At 74.8% G+C, this 15,388-nt stretch carries 15 protein-coding genes; 6 read left to right on the top strand and 9 right to left on the bottom strand.

Translation table 11 applies throughout. The features are described from left to right. The first annotated feature begins 13 nt into the window (after window positions 1–13). Window positions 14–412 carry a DUF5997 family protein gene (locus tag C4J65_RS02060; protein WP_115740802.1) on the top strand — a complete coding sequence of 133 codons (399 nt, stop codon included), beginning with the start codon at window positions 14–16 and terminating at the stop codon, window positions 410–412. A gap of 76 nt (window positions 413–488) precedes the next feature. Here C4J65_RS02060 and C4J65_RS02065 read toward each other — a convergent pair whose 3' ends face one another. The 3 genes from C4J65_RS02065 to C4J65_RS02075 form a co-directional block, all read right to left on the bottom strand. Then, window positions 489–980, bottom strand: a complete 492-nt coding sequence (locus C4J65_RS02065) for a DUF1360 domain-containing protein (RefSeq protein WP_115740803.1) — start codon at window positions 978–980, stop codon at window positions 489–491. Window positions 981–990: 10 nt separating this feature from the next. Further along, window positions 991–1,377 (bottom strand): DUF2267 domain-containing protein, encoded by a 387-nt coding sequence (locus tag C4J65_RS02070; protein WP_115740804.1) that lies wholly within the window; start codon window positions 1,375–1,377, stop codon window positions 991–993. Between the two features lie 97 nt (window positions 1,378–1,474). After that, window positions 1,475–2,560 carry a glycosyltransferase gene (locus C4J65_RS02075; RefSeq protein WP_162833530.1) on the bottom strand — a complete coding sequence of 362 codons (1,086 nt, stop codon included), beginning with the start codon at window positions 2,558–2,560 and terminating at the stop codon, window positions 1,475–1,477. Window positions 2,561–2,813: 253 nt separating this feature from the next. On the opposite strand from C4J65_RS02075, the gene C4J65_RS02080 reads away from it, so the two are divergent. The 4 genes from C4J65_RS02080 to C4J65_RS02095 all read left to right on the top strand — a co-directional run bounded on the left by C4J65_RS02080 (window position 2,814) and on the right by C4J65_RS02095 (window position 7,266). Further along, window positions 2,814–3,668 carry an SDR family NAD(P)-dependent oxidoreductase gene (locus C4J65_RS02080; RefSeq protein ID WP_162832981.1) on the top strand — a complete coding sequence of 285 codons (855 nt, stop codon included), beginning with the start codon at window positions 2,814–2,816 and terminating at the stop codon, window positions 3,666–3,668. 16 nt (window positions 3,669–3,684) lie between these two features. Next, window positions 3,685–4,593, top strand: coding sequence for a DMT family transporter (locus C4J65_RS02085; RefSeq protein ID WP_115740807.1), 909 nt, complete (start codon window positions 3,685–3,687; stop codon window positions 4,591–4,593). 61 nt (window positions 4,594–4,654) lie between these two features. Next, entirely contained in the window at window positions 4,655–5,494 is an 840-nt protein-coding gene (locus C4J65_RS02090; protein WP_240330360.1) for a polysaccharide deacetylase family protein, read from the top strand. Beyond that, on the top strand, window positions 5,491–7,266 hold the full coding sequence (locus tag C4J65_RS02095) for a glycoside hydrolase family 15 protein (protein ID WP_115740808.1): 1,776 nt from the start codon (window positions 5,491–5,493) through the stop codon (window positions 7,264–7,266). Before C4J65_RS02090 ends, C4J65_RS02095 begins: the two co-directional genes overlap by 4 nt. Window positions 7,267–7,275: 9 nt before the next feature. Here C4J65_RS02095 and C4J65_RS02100 read toward each other — a convergent pair whose 3' ends face one another. From C4J65_RS02100 to C4J65_RS02115, 4 genes are read right to left on the bottom strand one after another with little or no spacing between them, the layout of a single operon-like run. Further along, entirely contained in the window at window positions 7,276–8,433 is a 1,158-nt protein-coding gene (locus C4J65_RS02100; protein WP_115740809.1) for an XdhC/CoxI family protein, read from the bottom strand. Then, window positions 8,426–10,573: a xanthine dehydrogenase family protein molybdopterin-binding subunit gene (locus tag C4J65_RS02105; protein WP_115740810.1), complete on the bottom strand. Its 2,148-nt coding sequence runs from the start codon at window positions 10,571–10,573 to the stop codon at window positions 8,426–8,428. Before C4J65_RS02105 ends, C4J65_RS02100 begins: the two co-directional genes overlap by 8 nt. After that, window positions 10,570–11,562, bottom strand: a complete 993-nt coding sequence (locus tag C4J65_RS02110; RefSeq protein WP_115740811.1) for a xanthine dehydrogenase family protein subunit M — start codon at window positions 11,560–11,562, stop codon at window positions 10,570–10,572. Before C4J65_RS02110 ends, C4J65_RS02105 begins: the two co-directional genes overlap by 4 nt. After that, window positions 11,559–12,170, bottom strand: coding sequence for a 2Fe-2S iron-sulfur cluster-binding protein (locus C4J65_RS02115; protein WP_115740812.1), 612 nt, complete (start codon window positions 12,168–12,170; stop codon window positions 11,559–11,561). The genes C4J65_RS02110 and C4J65_RS02115 overlap by 4 nt, the downstream gene beginning before the upstream one ends. 197 nt (window positions 12,171–12,367) lie before the next feature. On the opposite strand from C4J65_RS02115, the gene xdhR reads away from it, so the two are divergent. Continuing rightward, complete coding sequence (gene xdhR / locus C4J65_RS02120) at window positions 12,368–12,958, top strand: purine salvage operon transcriptional regulator XdhR (protein WP_115740813.1); 591 nt, start codon at window positions 12,368–12,370, stop codon at window positions 12,956–12,958. Here the strand turns inward: xdhR and C4J65_RS02125 are convergent. Together C4J65_RS02125 and C4J65_RS02130 are read right to left on the bottom strand one after the other, a co-directional pair. Beyond that, window positions 12,921–13,712, bottom strand: a complete 792-nt coding sequence (locus tag C4J65_RS02125) for a response regulator (RefSeq protein ID WP_115740814.1) — start codon at window positions 13,710–13,712, stop codon at window positions 12,921–12,923. The genes xdhR and C4J65_RS02125 overlap by 38 nt on opposite strands. Continuing rightward, window positions 13,709–15,355 carry an ATP-binding protein gene (locus C4J65_RS02130; protein WP_115740815.1) on the bottom strand — a complete coding sequence of 549 codons (1,647 nt, stop codon included), beginning with the start codon at window positions 15,353–15,355 and terminating at the stop codon, window positions 13,709–13,711. Before C4J65_RS02130 ends, C4J65_RS02125 begins: the two co-directional genes overlap by 4 nt. Window positions 15,356–15,388: the final 33 nt, after the last annotated feature.

The raw sequence follows: 15,388 nt of genomic DNA on the forward strand, positions 1-15,388 counted from the left end.
TACCCTTGGGCGCATGACGTCGCACCAGAACACCCAGACCATGAAGCCCGCGACCGCGGCGAAGAAGCTGGGTGTGTACCTCGAGGCCACACCCGCCGAGTTCCGGGAGGGCGCCGTCACGCGTGCCGAGCTGAACGCGCTCCAGGCCGACCCGCCCGCGTGGCTGCGCGAGCTGAGGCGCGACGGTCCGCACCCGCGGCCGGTGGTGGCGGCCCGGCTGGGCGTCTCCATCGCGGGCCTGCACCGGGGCGGGGTCACCGAGCCGCTCACCACGGAGCAGATCGACGCGCTGAAGCAGGAGCGCCCGGAGTGGCTGGAGCGGGAGCAGGCGGTCCAGGCCGACGTGCGCAAGGAGGCGGCCCGGGTGAAGAAGCTGCACGCCGAGCGGGCTGAGCGCGCCGAGCGCGACTGACCGGCCGCCCGGCCCCGGGCCCCCATCCGTTCGTTCCCCGGCTCATTCCTCGCTCATTCCCCGGCTCATTCCTCGCTCATTCCTCGGCCTTCTGCGCCGTCAGGCTCCACGCGTACTGCAGCCAGTCCGACACCACGACCGCGCTCAGGCCCGCGCACACCAGCCGCCCCGCCCTGGGCGCGACGGCGTAGGTGCCCACCAGCCCGCCGGCCACCCAGGCGGAGGTGCAGAACGGGCAGGAGATCAGGTCGCCGACGGCACGGCGCAGACCGGTTCCGCGCCCGGTGTCCATCACCTCGTTGGCGTTGCCCTCCCGTTCGCGGCGGGTGAACGGGGCCCGCAGGAAGCTGGTGACCCTGTCCTTGGTCAGCAGCCGGGAGGCCTTGAACGTCGCGGTTCCCAGCAGGACCACGTCCCAGGCGGGGACGGAGTCGGGCAGGCGGACCCCACGGCGCCACGCCGTCACCGTGAAGGCACCGGCGCCGGCCGCGAAGGTCGTGGCGAGCGCCGCGTATCCGAGGAGAGGTGTCTCCTCGTCGTCGGCGTAGCGCTGCTCAACGTCCGTCATGGGTGTCTCCTCAGTGGGGTGCCGGGCCGCCGAAGAGATCGGCGCAGTCGGCGGGCAGGCGGGCCAGCAGTCGGTCGACGCGTTCGCGGGGCACGGCCTCGGCGAGGGTGGACAGCACGGCGCCCGCGTCCCATTCGGCGGTGCGCGGCCGGGCGCCGGTCTGCTGGGCCACCCGCCGCAGGAACTCCTCGCGTCCGAAGGTCTCGGGGCGCCCGCGCTCCAGGCGCAGCGCGTCGTCCAGGGGTGCGGGCAGGTCGCGGGCCAGGTCGGCGGCCTCACCCGGCGGGATGCGGGACGCGACCACCCACAGGACGGCCGTGGCGACCTGCTCGGCCTCGTCGTCGCCGTGGAACTCACCGCGGTCGCGGACCCTGGTGAGGAAGTCGTCGAGCCGCACGGCGTCGCCTCCTTGTGCCGGTTCGCGCTCCGGGCGGGTGCCCCGTGTCCGTCCGGGAAAACGGCGTGCGCTCCCCCTCCGTGCTCGCGGCGCTCTCTCACCGCCGTGCGCCCGCACGCGCGGCGTCGGCGAGATCGGTCACCAGGGTCAGGGCGTCCGCGTCGTCGGTGAACAGGGCGCGTCCGGCGGCGATCCGCCGCCGCCGGTCCCGGCCGGGTGCGGTCAGCCGTGCCAAGGCTTCGAGCAGCGCGGTCCGGTCCTCGGCGACCTCGGAGACGCCCAGCGCGGCCATCCGCCGGACGCCGTCCGCGCCGTGGCCGGGTATGGGGCGATGGGCCACGACCGGCAGTCCGGCCGCGAGCGCCTGTACGGCGGTCTGGCCGGCCGCGTTGTCGATCAGGGCGCGGGCGGCGTGCAGCAGGCCCGGGACGTCCGTCACCCAGCCCAGGGCGAGGACGCCGGGTGTGCCGGACAGCGTGCGGCGCAGCCGCTGGTTGTCGCCGCAGAGCACGACCGGCAGATAGCCGTGGTCCGCCAGGAGCCGGACGGTGGCGTCCAGGTGCGAGCCGACTCCCCAGGCGCCGGCGGCCAGCACCACGGCGGGCCGCCCGGGGCCGAGCCGGTCGAAGGTCTCCCGCCACCGGGCCGCCCCCGGGACGTGGTCGGCGCAGAACTCGGGCGCCACTACGGGAGAGCACGTTCCGGCCGGAGTGCCGGCACTCCGCCGCACCTCGCGCGCCGCTTCCTCGGTGAGACACAGGAGGTGGTCGTTGCCGGGGTGCAGCCACTGCCGGTGCGGCTCGAAGTCGATCACGAGGACGACGCTGGGCACGGACAGCAGCCCGCGGTCCCGGAGGTGGCCGGTCAGCTGGGCGCCCAGATGGAAGACGGGCACGATCACGTCCGCGCCGGTGCGTGCGGCCAGCTCGCGCAGCCGGTTTCCGGCGAGCCGGGCCAGGGGTGTCCCGCTCGGCCGGCGTCCGGCACCGGGCCGCAGGAAGAGGCGGTACAGGGCGGCGTACGTCCACGGGAAGTGGCGTACGGACCCGCGGTAGAAGCACCTGAGGGCCGTGCCCAGGCCGTACGGCAGGAGGGCGAGGACATCGACGACCTCGGCCGTGTCGCCGCGTTCCCGGGCGCGCCGGACCAGTTCGGCGGCGACCGTGTCGTGGCCCGCGCCCATGCTCGCGCTGATCACCAGCAGACGTCTGCCGCCCTGCGGACCGCGCGGGGCGCCCGGGCGCCGGGGCACTGATGAGCTGCGAGGATGCACGACGGACCAAGTTGCCGGTGCCGCGGGTTCCAAACCACCGCACAAGCGGGCGTTTCGGTCGACCCCTGGGGGATACTCCGTGACCGCCCGTCCGGCCGGACGCCGGAGCCCGACCGCCCGGTCGGCCGCTTCCCGGTGCCCGCCCCGAGCCAAGGTGGTCCCCATGGTCCATGCGTTCTCCCGTCCCCGGTCCGTTCCCGGACCGCAGGTCGTCGCACCCGACGCGGACCGCGCGAGGCCCCGGCGGCAGCCCGTCGGGCTCCGGGACCCGCGGACCCGTACGGCGCTCGTGACGGGGGCGTCCTCCGGCATCGGCGCGGCCGTGGCCCGTCGGCTGGGTGACGAGGACGGCTGGCGGCTGGTGCTCACGGGCCGTGACCCGGTGCGGCTGCGCCAGGTCGCCGACGACACGTCGGCCACCGCGTTCGCCGCCGACCTCACCCTGCCCGGCGCCGGCCGGCAGCTCACCGACTTCACGCTGGCCACGGCGGGCCCGGTGGACCTGCTGGTGGCGGGAGCCGGGGTGGGCTGGGCCGGGGAGTTCCTGGACATGCCCCCGCACACCATCGACGAGGTCCTCGACATCAACGTGCTGGCCACGCTGCGACTGGTGCGGCTGCTGCTGCCGGGGATGGTGGCCGCCGGGTCGGGGCGGGTGGTGCTCATCGGGTCGCTGGCGGGCAGTGTCGCGGTGCGTGACGAGGCCGTGTACTCCGCCGCCAAGGCCGCGATCGGCGCCTTCGCGGACTCGCTGCGCTACGAGTTGCGGGGCACGGGCGTCGGGGTCACCCATGTGGTGCCGGGCGTCGTCGACACCCCGTTCTTCGAGCGCCGGGGCGCCCCCTACCAGCGGTCCAGGCCGCGCCCGGTGCCTCCCGAGCGCGTGGCCGACGCGGTGCGGACCGCGGTGCTGCGGGGCCGGGACGAGGTGTACGTGCCCTCGTGGCTGCGCCTGCCCTGCCGGGTGCGGGGCGCGGCCCCGGGGCTGTACCGGCGGCTGGCCGCACGGTTCGGATGACCGGGAGTGCGCCGCGGTGAGTGTCCTCACCGTCGTCCTCGCCCTGTTCGCGGCGCTGTCCAACGCGGCGGCGTCGGTACTGCAGCGCAGGGCCGCGGCGCAGGACGAGGACCGGGCGGGGGCCCGGCACACGATGCTGCGCTCACTGCGGCGACTGGTGCGCGACCGGTACTGGGTCGGCGGGGCAGCGCTGCTCGCGCTGACGACGGTGTTGCAGGCGGCCGCCCTGGCGGTGGGCAGTCTGGCCGTCGTCCAGCCGCTGATGGCCACCGAACTGCTGTTCACGCTGGTGGTCGGCAGTGCGGTCTTCCACCGGCGCCCGGACTCGCGGACCTGGCTGGCCTTCGTGGCACTGGCCGTGGGGCTCGCACTGTTCCTGGGCTCGGCCGCCCCCGCGCCCGGTCACGACACCGCCACCGCGGGCCGGTGGCTCTGGGCGGGGCTGGCGCTGTCCGTCCTGATGACGGTCCTCGCCTCGGTCGGCAGCCTGGTGCACGGCGCGCCCCGCGCGGCGCTGTTCGGATCGGCGTCCGCGGTGGGGTTCGGCGGTACGGCGGCGCTGCTCAAGGAACTGACCGGGCGGCTCCCCCAGGGGGTGGGCGAGGTGCTGACCCAGTGGCCGCCGTACGCCACGGCCGTCCTGGGCGTGGCCAGCTTCCTGCTGCTGCAGAGCGCCCTGCGGGCGGGGACCCTCGCGGCCTCGCAGCCGGCGCTCACTCTCGGCGACGCGCTGACCAGCGTCGCCCTCGGCTGGGCCCTGTTCGGCGAGGAGATCCTGCTCGGAGTGCGGGTGCTGCCCGAGCTGATCGGCGTGGCACTGATCGGCCTCGGCAGCGTCGGACTGGCCCGGGCACCGTCGGTGCACGGCGCCTGGGACACGGCCCCGGCGGCGCGGGACGGTCCCGGGCGGGCGGTGAAGCGGTGAGCGGAACGATCGGACGGACACACCAGGACGGAACACAGTGAACAGACCGGAGGCACCACGGATGCGTCACGGGTTTCCGACCGGACGGGCGGTGTACGCCGTCGCTCCGGTCGTCGCCGCCGCGCTGGCCCACATCGGTCCGGCCGCGACCTGGCTGCCGGAACTGCGCCGCCGACGGTTCCCGGGCCTGGCCGGCCGGGGCAGCCCCGGCCACGTCGCGCTCACCTTCGACGACGGCCCCGATCCGGCGTCCACGCCGCGGTTCCTCGACGTACTGGACGGACTCGGAGTACGCGCCACCTTCTTCCTCCTGGGCGAGAACGCCGTGCGCCACCCCGCGCTGACCCGTGAGCTGGTCCGGCGCGGACACGAACTCGCCGTCCACGGCTGGACGCACGACCGTCCCTGGTGGCCGTCGCCTGCGCGGGACACCCGCGACCTGCTGCGTGCCGTCCGGCTGGTGGACGAGGTGTCCGGGACCGCGCCGCGCTGGTACCGGCCGCCCTACGGGATCCTCACCTCCGGGCGCTGGGCGGCCGCCCGGCGGGCCGGGCTGCGGCCCGTGCTGTGGACGGCGTGGGGCAAGGACTGGCGGCACGACGCCACGCCCGCTTCGGTACGCGCGACCGTCGCGGCCGATCTGTGCGGGGGTGGCACGGTCCTCCTCCACGACACCGACCACGCCTCCGCCCCGGGCAGCTGGCGGGCCACGCTCGGCGCGCTGCCGGACATCGTGCGCGACTGCCGCGAGGCGGGGCTGGCGGTGGGCCCGCTGGGCGAGCACGGTGCGGACGGGGCCACGGAGTTGGCGGGGGACAACTGTGGCGGCCGGCACGGCAGGGACCGCAGGGACGACGGCACCGTTTCGGCCACCGGCGCCGGGACAGCCGTAACGTCATGAAGGAGAGCGACGAAGGGCGCACGGCGGCACCGGACACGTCCTGCCCGCCTTGGGCGCTGCGCGAGTACGCCGTGCTCGCCGACGGTGAACGAGGTGCGGTCCTGGATCCCCGGGGCCGGATCGTGTGGCTGTGCGCCCCGCGGTGGCACGACGACGCGGTGTTCTCCGCGCTGATCGGCGGGGCGGGGCACTTCACGGTGGAGCCGACCGACCCCTGGCACGTCTGGGGCGGCTCCTACGAGGAGGGCACGCTGATCCGGATCAGCCGCTGGGTGACCGCCGACTGTGTGATCGAGTGCCGCGAGGCGCTGGCCCTGCCGGCCCGGGAGGACCGGCTCGTGCTGCTGCGCCGCATGCGGGTGGAGCGGGGCGAGGCGCGCCTGAACCTGGACCTGGACCCGCGGCCCGGCTTCGGGGAGGCCTGGATGCGCGATCCCCGGCGGGAACGGGGGGTGTGGACGGCCGGGGCACGCGGGCTGCGGATGCGGCTCGCCGGGGCCCCGGACGCGGTGTGGCGGGACGGGGCCGGGCTGCGCGGCGAATTCCGGCTGCGCGAGGGCGAGAGACACGACCTGGTCCTCGAACTGTCCACGGGGCGGGAGACCGGACCGCTCGACGCCGACGCGCTGTGGCGGGCCACGGAACGGGAGTGGCGGCGGGCCGTGCCGGACTGCTCCCGGCTGGTCGCGCCCCGCGATGCCCGGCACGCCTACGCCGTGCTGCGCGGGCTGACCAGCGTTCGTGGCGGGATGGTCGCCGCCGCGACCACGTCCCTTCCGGAACGGGCCAACAGCGGGCGCAACTACGACTACCGCTACGCGTGGCTGCGCGACCAGTGCTACGCCGCTCTCGCGGTCGCCGCGCACGGGCCGCACCCCCTGGTCGACGACGCCGTGCGCTTCGTCGCCGAACGCATCCTCGCGGACGGCGACCGGGTGCGCCCCGCCTACACGGTCGACGGGCGGCCGGTCGAAAGGGAGCGTTCCCTGCGGCTGCCCGGCTACCCCGGCGGCAACGACCACGTCGGCAACGACGCGGGCGCCCAGTTCCAGCTGGACACCTTCGGCGAGGCGCTGCAGTTGTTCGCGGCGGCGGCCACGCACGACCGCCTCACCGACGAGGCGGAACGGGCCGCCGCCGTAGCCGTGGATGTCGTCGAGCGGCAGTGGTTGAAGCCGGAGGCCGGTCTGTGGGAGCTGGAGGACCGGTGGTGGACCCACTCCCGGTTGAGCGTGGTGTGCGGTCTGCGGCGGATGGCCGAGGTGCTGCCCGGGCCCGCGGGGCGCCGGTGCGCCGACCTCGCCGACACGGTGCTGCGGGAGACCCGGCGCCGGTGCCTGCACACCGACGGCCGCTGGCGGCGGGCCGAGGACGACGACGGGCCCGAGGCCGCGCTGCTGGTGCCGATGGCCCGGGGCTGCGCCTTCGGGGACGACGGCGACGCCGCCACCCGCGCGTACGTCGAATCCCGCCTGTCCGAGGACGGGTACCTGTACCGCTTCGAACACCCCGGGGCGCCGCTGGGCGAGGCCGAGGGGGCCTTCCTGCTGTGCGGCTTCGCCATGGCGCTCGCCACACACCGGGACGGCGACCGGGTGAACGCGTTCCGCTGGTTCGAGCGCACCCGGGCGGCCTGCGGACCGCCCGGGCTGTTCGCCGAGGAGTACGACGTGCGCCAGCGCCAGCTGCGCGGCAACCTCCCGCAGGCCTTCGTGCACGCCATGATGCTGGAGTGCGCGGTCCGCCTGGCCGGCGAGTCGGCGCTGCCCTGAACCTTGTTCTCAGGCGGCCGCCTCCGTCGGCCTCTCCTCGGGCTGCCGCCCCGTCGCCTCCCGGTGGATCGGTGCCGCCCCGCCCGTCAGAGGAACGCCCGTGCCGCCACGGCGGGTCGCGACGATCTCCGCCGCGATGGACAGGGCCGTCTCCTCGGGGGTGCGGGCGCCGAGGTCGAGGCCGATCGGTGAGCGCAGCCGGGACAGCTCGTCCTCGGTCAGGCCCGCCTGGCGCAGTCGGCGGTCGCGGTCCTCGTGGGTGCGGCGCGAGCCCATCGCGCCGACGAACGCGACCGGCATCCGCAGCGCCTCCGTCAGCAGTGGCACGTCGAACTTGGCGTCGTGGGTGAGCACGCACAGCACCGTGCGCCCGTCGGTCGGGGTGTCCCGCAGGTAGCGGTGCGGCCAGTCGACGACGACCTCGTCGGCCTCCGGGAAACGGGCCCGCGTGGCGAAGACGGACCGGGCGTCGCACACCGTGACGTGGTGCCCGAGGAACTTCCCGGCCCGCACGAGCGCCGCGGCGAAGTCGACCGCGCCGAAGACGATCATGCGGGGCGGCGGCACGCTGGACTCGACGAGCAGGGTGAGCCCGCCGGGGCAGTGCGAACCGTCCTCCGAGAGCCCGACGGTGCCGGTGCGCCCGGTGTCCAGCAGGGCACCGGCCTCGGCGGCCGCGGTGCGGTCCAGGTCGGGGTGGCCGCCGAGACCGCCCGTGTGCGAACCGTCGGGCCGGACGAGCAGTGCCCTGCCCAGCAGCTCGGGCGGACCCTCGACGACGCGGGCGAGGGCCGCGGTCCCGCCCCGGGCTGCGGTGGCCAGCGCCGACCGGAGCACCTCGCGCGAGGGTGCGTCGGCGCCGACCGGGGTGACCAGTACGTCGACGATTCCGCCGCAGGTCAGTCCGACCGCGAAGGCGTCCTCGTCGCTGTAGCCGAAGCGTTCGCGCAGCGTCTCGCCGGTGCGCAGGGCGTCGGCGCACAGGTCGTACACCGCGCCCTCCACACAGCCGCCGGAGACCGAGCCGATCACGGTGCCCCCGCTGTCGACGGCGAGGGCGGCGCCGGGACCGCGCGGCGCGCTGCCGCCCACGGAGACGACGGTGGCGACGGCGAACTCCCGGCCCTCGGTGAGCCAGCGGTCCAGCTCCTCGGCGATGTCAAGCATCCGCCGCTCCTGAGCTGGCGGGCGCCGCCGACAGCACCCGGTCCGGCCGGATCGGCAGGTTGCGGTGGCGCACGCCGGTCGCGTGCCAGACGGCGTTGGCGACGGCCGCCGCGGCGCCCACGATGCCGATCTCGCCGACGCCCTTGATCCCGACCGGGTCGTCGGGGTCGGGGTCGTCCACCCAGTCGGCCTGGATGTCGCCCACGTCGGCGTTGGTGGCCACGTGGTAGCCGGCGAGGTCGGGGGCGTAGAGGCCGCCGCTCGCCCGGTCCCGTACCGCCTCCTCGTGCAGGGCCATGGAGATGCCCCACACCATGCCGCCGACGAGCTGGTTGCGGGCGGTGAGCGGGTTGACGATCCGGCCGGCGGCGAAGATGCCGAGCATGCGGCGCACCCGCACCTCACCGGTGGCGGTGTCCACGGCGACCTCGGCGAACTGCGCGCCGAAGGAGTGCCGTTCCTTCTGCGCGAGGGTGCCGAGCAGTGCGGTGGTGTCGGACCGTACGGTGATGCCCTCCGGCGGGATGGCCGTGCCCAGGGCCAGCCGCTCCCGCAGTTCGCGGGCCGCCTCCGTGACCGCCCAGGCCCAGGACCGCGTGCCCATCGAGCCACCCGCGATCATCGCGGGGCCGAAGTCGCTGTCCCCGATGCGGACCCGGACCCGGTCGGGCGCGACCTCCAGGGCGTCGGCGGCGACCAGGGTGAGCGCCGTACGGGCGCCGGTGCCGAGGTCGGCGGCGGCGATCCGTACCGTGAATCCGTCGTCGGCCTCCGCGGTCACGACGGCCGTGGAGGGCCCGGCGCCCGAGTGGAAGGAGGCGGCGGCGGTGCCCGTGCCCAGCAGCCAGCGCCCGTCACGGCGCACCCCGGGTCGCGGGTCGCGCCCGGCCCAGCCGAACCGCCGGGCTCCCTCGCGGAAGCAGGCGTCCAGGTTGCGGCTGCTGAAGGGCAGACCGGAGACCGGGCCGACCTCGGGTTCGTTGCGCAGGCGCAGTGCGATGGGGTCGATGCCGCCGCGCTCGGCGAGTTCGTCGAGGGCCGACTCGACGGCGAAGGAGCCCGGTGCCTCGCCCGGCGCGCGCATGAACGTCGGCGACGGCACGTCGAGGGGCGCGACCTCGTTGGCCGTGTGGTGCGCCTCGGCGTCGTACATCACCCGGGCCACGCCCGCGCTGGGCTCGACGAACTCGTAGACGGTGGACGTCTGGTTCAGCGAGCGGTGTTCCAGGGCCCGCAGCCGGCCGTCGGCGTCGGCGCCGAGCCGGACGCGCTGGAGGGTGGGGCTGCGGTAGCCGGCCAGCGAGAACATCTGCCGCCTCGTCATGACGACGCGCACCGGCCGCTGCAGTTCGGTCGCGGCCATCACGGCGGCGACCTGGTGGGCGCGCAGGCCCTTGCTGCCGAAGCCGCCGCCGATGTGCTCGGAGCGCACCCGTACCGCGGAGGCGTCGAGGGAGAACAGGCTGGCCAGTTCGGTCTGGATCCAGGTGGTGCCCTGGTTGGAGTCGACGACCTCCAGCCGGCCGCCGTCCCACCGGGCGGTGGCGGCGTGCGGCTCCATCATGCTGTGGTGCTCTTCGGGGGTGGTGTACTCCTGGTCGACCACGACGGCGGAGGCGGCGAGGCCGGCTTCCAGGTCGCCCTTGGCGGTCTCACCGGGCATGACCCCGCCCGCCGGGTGGGCACCCGGGTGGTCGGCGGTGAGGACGGTGTCGTGCGGTTCCTCGTCGTAGGCGACGACGAGGGCCTCGGCGGCCTCCCGGGCCTGCTCGGACGTCTCGGCGACGACGAGGGCGACCGGCCAGCCCACGTGGTGCACCCGGTCCTGCTGGAAGACGGCGGCGGTGGGGTCCGGCGGGATGCCGAGCAGGCCGACGTAGTCGGTGTCGACGCGCGGGGCGTTGCCGTGGTGCAGGACGGTGAGCACGCCCGGCATGGCGAGGACGGCCTCGGTGTCGAGGGAGCGGATGCGGCCGCGCGCGACGGTGGAGAGGACCAGCCAGCCGTGCGCGAGGTCGGCGAAGGGGATCTCGCCGGCGTAGCGGGCCGCTCCGGTGACCTTGTCGCGGCCCTCGACGCGCGTGTGCGCGGTGCCGACGACGCCCCGGAGCGCCGTACGGCCGGTCGTGGCGGTGGTCATCGGGCGGTCTCCTCGGCGAGTTCGGTCAGGACGGCCACCGCGAGGTTGCGCATGAGGGTCACCTTGTATCCGTTGTCGGGCAGCGGCCTGGCGGCCGCGAGTTCGGCGTCCGCGGCGGCGGCGAAGGTGTCGCCGTCGGCCGGTGCGCCGGTGAGGACGGCCTCGGCCGCGCGGGCCCGCCAGGGCCGCGAGGCGACCGCGCCGAAGGCCAGCCGGGCCTCGCGTACGACGCCGTCCTCGACGTCGAGCGCGGCCGCGACCGAGCCGATCGCGAAGGCGTACGAGGCGCGCTCGCGCACCTTGCGGTAGCGGGAGCGGGCGGCGACCGGGGCGGGCGGCAGGGTGACGCCGGTGATCAGCGCGCCGGCCGGCAGTGCGGTCTCCCGGTGCGGGGTGTCCCCGACGGGGAGGTAGAAGTCGGCGAGCGGCAACTCGCCCGGACCGTCAGGGGTTTCGAAGCCGACGACGGCGTCGAAGGCGGCGAGGGCCACCCCCATGTCCGAGGGGTGCACGGCCACACAGTGGTCGGAGGCGCCCAGGACGGCGTGGTTGTGGTGCTCACCCGTGATGGCGGAGCAGCCGCTGCCGGGGACGCGCTTGTTGCAGGGCTTGCTCAGGTCCGTGAAGTAGCCGCAGCGGGTGCGCTGGAGCAGGTTGCCCCCGACGGTGGCCATGTTGCGCAGCTGGCCGGAGGCGCCGGCCAGGACCGCCTGGGTCAGTGCCGGGTAGCGGCGGCGCACTTCGGGGTGGGCGGCCAGGTCGCTGTTGGTGACGGTGGCGCCGATGCGCAGACCGCCGTCCGAGGTCTCCTCGACGGCGTCCAGGGGGAGTTCGCGGACGTCGACGAGCCGGGCGGGGCGCTCGACGCCGGTCTTCATCAGGTCCACGAGGTTGGTGCCGCCGCCGAGGAAGCGTGCGTCCGGATCGGCGGCGAGCAGTGCCACGGCGCCGGAGACGTCGTCGGCACGCTGGTATCCGAACTCCCTCATGCGGCCGTCTCCTCGGTGGTCTTGTCGGTCTCGTCCTGCTCGGCGCGGTCGTCGTCGTGGGCCGCGGCCTGGTGCGCCTCGGCGGCGCGGGTGACGGCCTGGACGATGGAGACGTAGGCGCCGCAGCGGCACAGATTGCCGCTCATCCGTTCGCGGATCTCGTCCGGCGTCAGGGGTGGCGGTCCGGCCTCGGGGCGTACGTCCTCGGTGGCGGCGCTGGGCCAGCCGGCCGCGTGCTCCTCGATGACGGCGATCGCCGAGCAGATCTGCCCGGGGGTGCAGTAGCCGCACTGGTAGCCGTCGAGGTCGAGGAAGGCCTGCTGGACCGGGTGCAGCCGGTCTCCCTCGGCCATGCCCTCGATGGTGGTGATCTCACGTCCCTCGGCCGCGACGGCGAGATTCAGGCAGGACACGGCGCGACGCCCGTCGACCAGGACGGTACAGGCGCCGCACTGCCCCTGGTCACAGCCCTTCTTGGTGCCGGTGAGGTCGAGGCGCTCGCGCAGGGCGTCGAGCAGGGTGGTGCGGTGGTCGACGGTCAGCTGGTGCTTCTCGCCGTTGATGTTCAGGATGACGGCGCTGGACGTCGACGAGGGCGCTGGGGCCATGATCAGCCTTCTTTGGTGTCTGGTGACCGGGAAAACTGGCTGTAGGCATTGGGTTCATAGGCGGGCGGGGGCCATCGGCCGCTTTCCGCCGGTAGAGTGGGCGGACAACCGGACAACTGTCCACTCACTGGAAACGTAACGGACAGCTGTCCGCTTAGCAAGGTCGGGATTCGGCCACGAACCCGGAAGGGGGACGAGTGTCGCAGCCGAAGAAGGACAAGCCGGACGCTCCCTTGCGCTCGGACGCGCAGCGCAACCGCGAGCGCATCCTCGCCGTGGCCACGGAGGAGCTGACGCACTGCGCGAACGCCCCGTTGAGCGCCATCGCCAAGAAGGCGGGGGTCGGGCAGGGCACCTTCTACCGCAATTTCCCGAACCGCGAGGCGCTCGTCCTGGAGATCTACCGGCACGGGATGCAGCAGGTGGCCCAGGCCGCGCCCGAGATGCTGGCCACCCGGGAACCCGACCTCGCCCTGCGCGAATGGATGGACCGCCTCGCCGAGTTCGCCATGACCAAGGCGGGTCTGGCGGACGCGATCCGGCTGGTCACCAGCGCACCCGGGGCACCGGAGAAGCCGCGCCCCACCCCGCTGGAGGACGCGGCCGAGCTCCTGCTCCGCGCCAACGACGAGGCCGGCACGATCCGGCCCGGAGTGACCGGGGACGACTTCTTCCTCGTCCTCGGTGGTCTGTGGCTGATCGGTCCCGGTGAGGACCGGCAGCCGCGGGTCACCCGGTTCCTGGACTTCGTCATGGACGGCCTGCGCGCCGGAGCGCCGGGCCGGTGACCGCGCCCCGGAAGCGGTAGCGGCGCTCGGGGCGTCCCGCGACCCCGTAGCGCAGGGAGACCTCCGCGCTGCCCACGGTGTGGAAGTGCTCCAGGTACCGGCGGGCGCTGACCCGCGAGATGCCGGTCAGCGCCGCGCACTCGCTGGCGGACAGGGTGCTCGCGGCCTCGCGCAGCGCACGCTCGACCAGTTCGGCGGTCTCCACGCTCATGCCCTTGGGCAGCCCGGGGGCCGGCCCGGTCTGTGCCGCGGCACCGGCCAGTACGCGGTCGACGTCGGCCTGGCTGCGCACCACCGTGCCGAGCAGCCGCCCCCGCTGGACCGCGTAGCGCTGCAGCCGGACCCGAAGGTCCTCGAACTCGAAGGGTTTGAGGAGGTAGTCGACCACGCCGTGCCGCACGGCGCCGCGCACCGCGTCCGCCTCCCGGGCCGCGCTGATGACCATGACGTCGCAGTCGTGGCCCGCGGCGCGCAGCCGTGGGATGACGTCGAGACCGAAGGCGTCCGGCAGGTACAGGTCGAGCAGGACCAGGTCGGGGCGCAGCTCCCCGGCGGCGGCGAGCGCCTGTTCCCCGGTGCCCGCGACCCCGACCACCCGGAAGGGCTCGACCCGTTCGACGAACGCGCGGTGGACGCGGGCCACCATGAAGTCGTCGTCGACGACGAGCACGCCGATCGGGGCGGCGCCCGGGGGCGTCTCCAGGGGGGCGGCGCTCGGGGCGGTCGCGTCGGACGGGCCGCTCGTAGCCGTCATGGTGCTGCTCCTTCCGCCACCGCGTCGGTGAGGTGGCTGACGGTCATGCGTGCGGTGAACACGGCCCCCTCGGGGGTGTTGGTCACCGAGATCTCACCGCCGTGACGTTCGCAGACCAGCCGGGTGAGCGCCAGGCCGATGCCGCGCTCGCCCTGCCGGGCGGCCTTGGTGGTGAAGCCGTGCGAGAAGACCTCCCGGGCCAGTTCGGGCGCCACGCCGGGTCCGGAGTCGCGGACCACGATCTCCACGCTGGCGGCGTCCTGCCGCAGCTCGACCTCGACCCAGGCCTCGTGCGCGTCGCCCAGGGCCGCGGCGGCGTCCACGGCGTTGTCGACGAGGTTGCCGACCACGGTCGCCACGTCGGCGGCGTCCGCCGGCTCCAGCCGGTCCAGCGCCGTGCGGTCCGAGACGCGCAGCGCGACCCTGCGCTCGGCCGCGAGGGAGGACTTCGCGGTGATCAGTGCGGCCACGGCGGTGTCCCGGACCCGGCGGCTGAGGGTGACGTCCAGGGACTGGCGGCGCTGGTTGAGCCCGCGGACGTAGCGCACCACCTCGTCCTGCTCGCCGATCTGGATGAGCCCGGAGATGGTGTGCAGTTGGTTGGCGAACTCGTGGGCCTGGGCGCGCAGCAGCTCGGAGGTGCTGCGGAAGGAACCGATCTCCCGTTCCAGGCGGGCGAGCTCGGTGCGGTCGCGCAGGGTGGTGACCGAGCCGAGCGCGCGGCCGTCCTTGGTGACGGTCATGCGGTTCATGACCAGGACCCGGCCGCGGCGGACGACGACCTCGTCGCGCGGCTCGGCCGCTTCGCGGGTGGCGCCCGCGAGGACGTCGCGCAGCCGCCCGTCGATGCCGAGGCCGTCCAGGCTCTGGCCCACGCAGTCGGCGGGCAGGTCGAGCAGACGCCGGCCCATCTCGTTGACCAGGGTGAGCCGATGCTGCGGATCGAGGGCGACGACGCCCTCCGCGATGCCGTACAGCATGGCCTCCCGGTGCTCGGCGAGGCCGGCGATCTCACGCGGCTCCAGGCCGAGGGTCTGCCGCTTGACGCGCCGGGCCAGCAGCCAGGAGCCGGCCACGCCGAGGCAGCTGGCGATGCCGAGGTAGGCGAGGAGGTAGGAGGAGGCGCCGCTGAGACGCTGCCACACCGTGGGATCGGCTTCGCCGACCATCACCGTGCCGAGGTGGCGGCCGAGGGTCTGCCGGGTGGCACCGAGCACCGGGACCTGGGCGACCAGTTCCCGGCTGCCCTGCACGGTCAGCGGACCCGACCAGCCGCTCGAGACACCGGCACCCGCACCGCGCGGCAGCCGGGCGCCGATCAGCGTGGGGTCGGTGGAGCTGACGACGCGGCCGTCGGCGTCGGCCACCGTGACGGAGGTGACCCCGGACTGCGTCTGCGTGGAGTTGACCAGCGGGGCGAGGGCCTCCTGCGGCACCGGGCGCAGCAGCTGGCTGCGGACCAGCGGCGTGGCGGCCAGCTGCTCGGCCAGGGCGGTGACCCGGCGGCCCTCGACACGGTTGAAGGTGGCCTCGGACTGGGCGAGCGATACGGCGGCCACCGCGAGCAGGACGACCACGACGATGGCGAGCTGGAGGACCAGCATCTCGCCCGCGAGGGTCTGACGGCGAAAGGTGGGGGCCACGGCGGACTCGTTCTCGGCTCACGGAGGGGGCGG

This window comes from Streptomyces sp. CB09001, from assembly GCF_003369795.1.
In the GTDB taxonomy this organism is placed as follows: domain Bacteria; phylum Actinomycetota; class Actinomycetes; order Streptomycetales; family Streptomycetaceae; genus Streptomyces.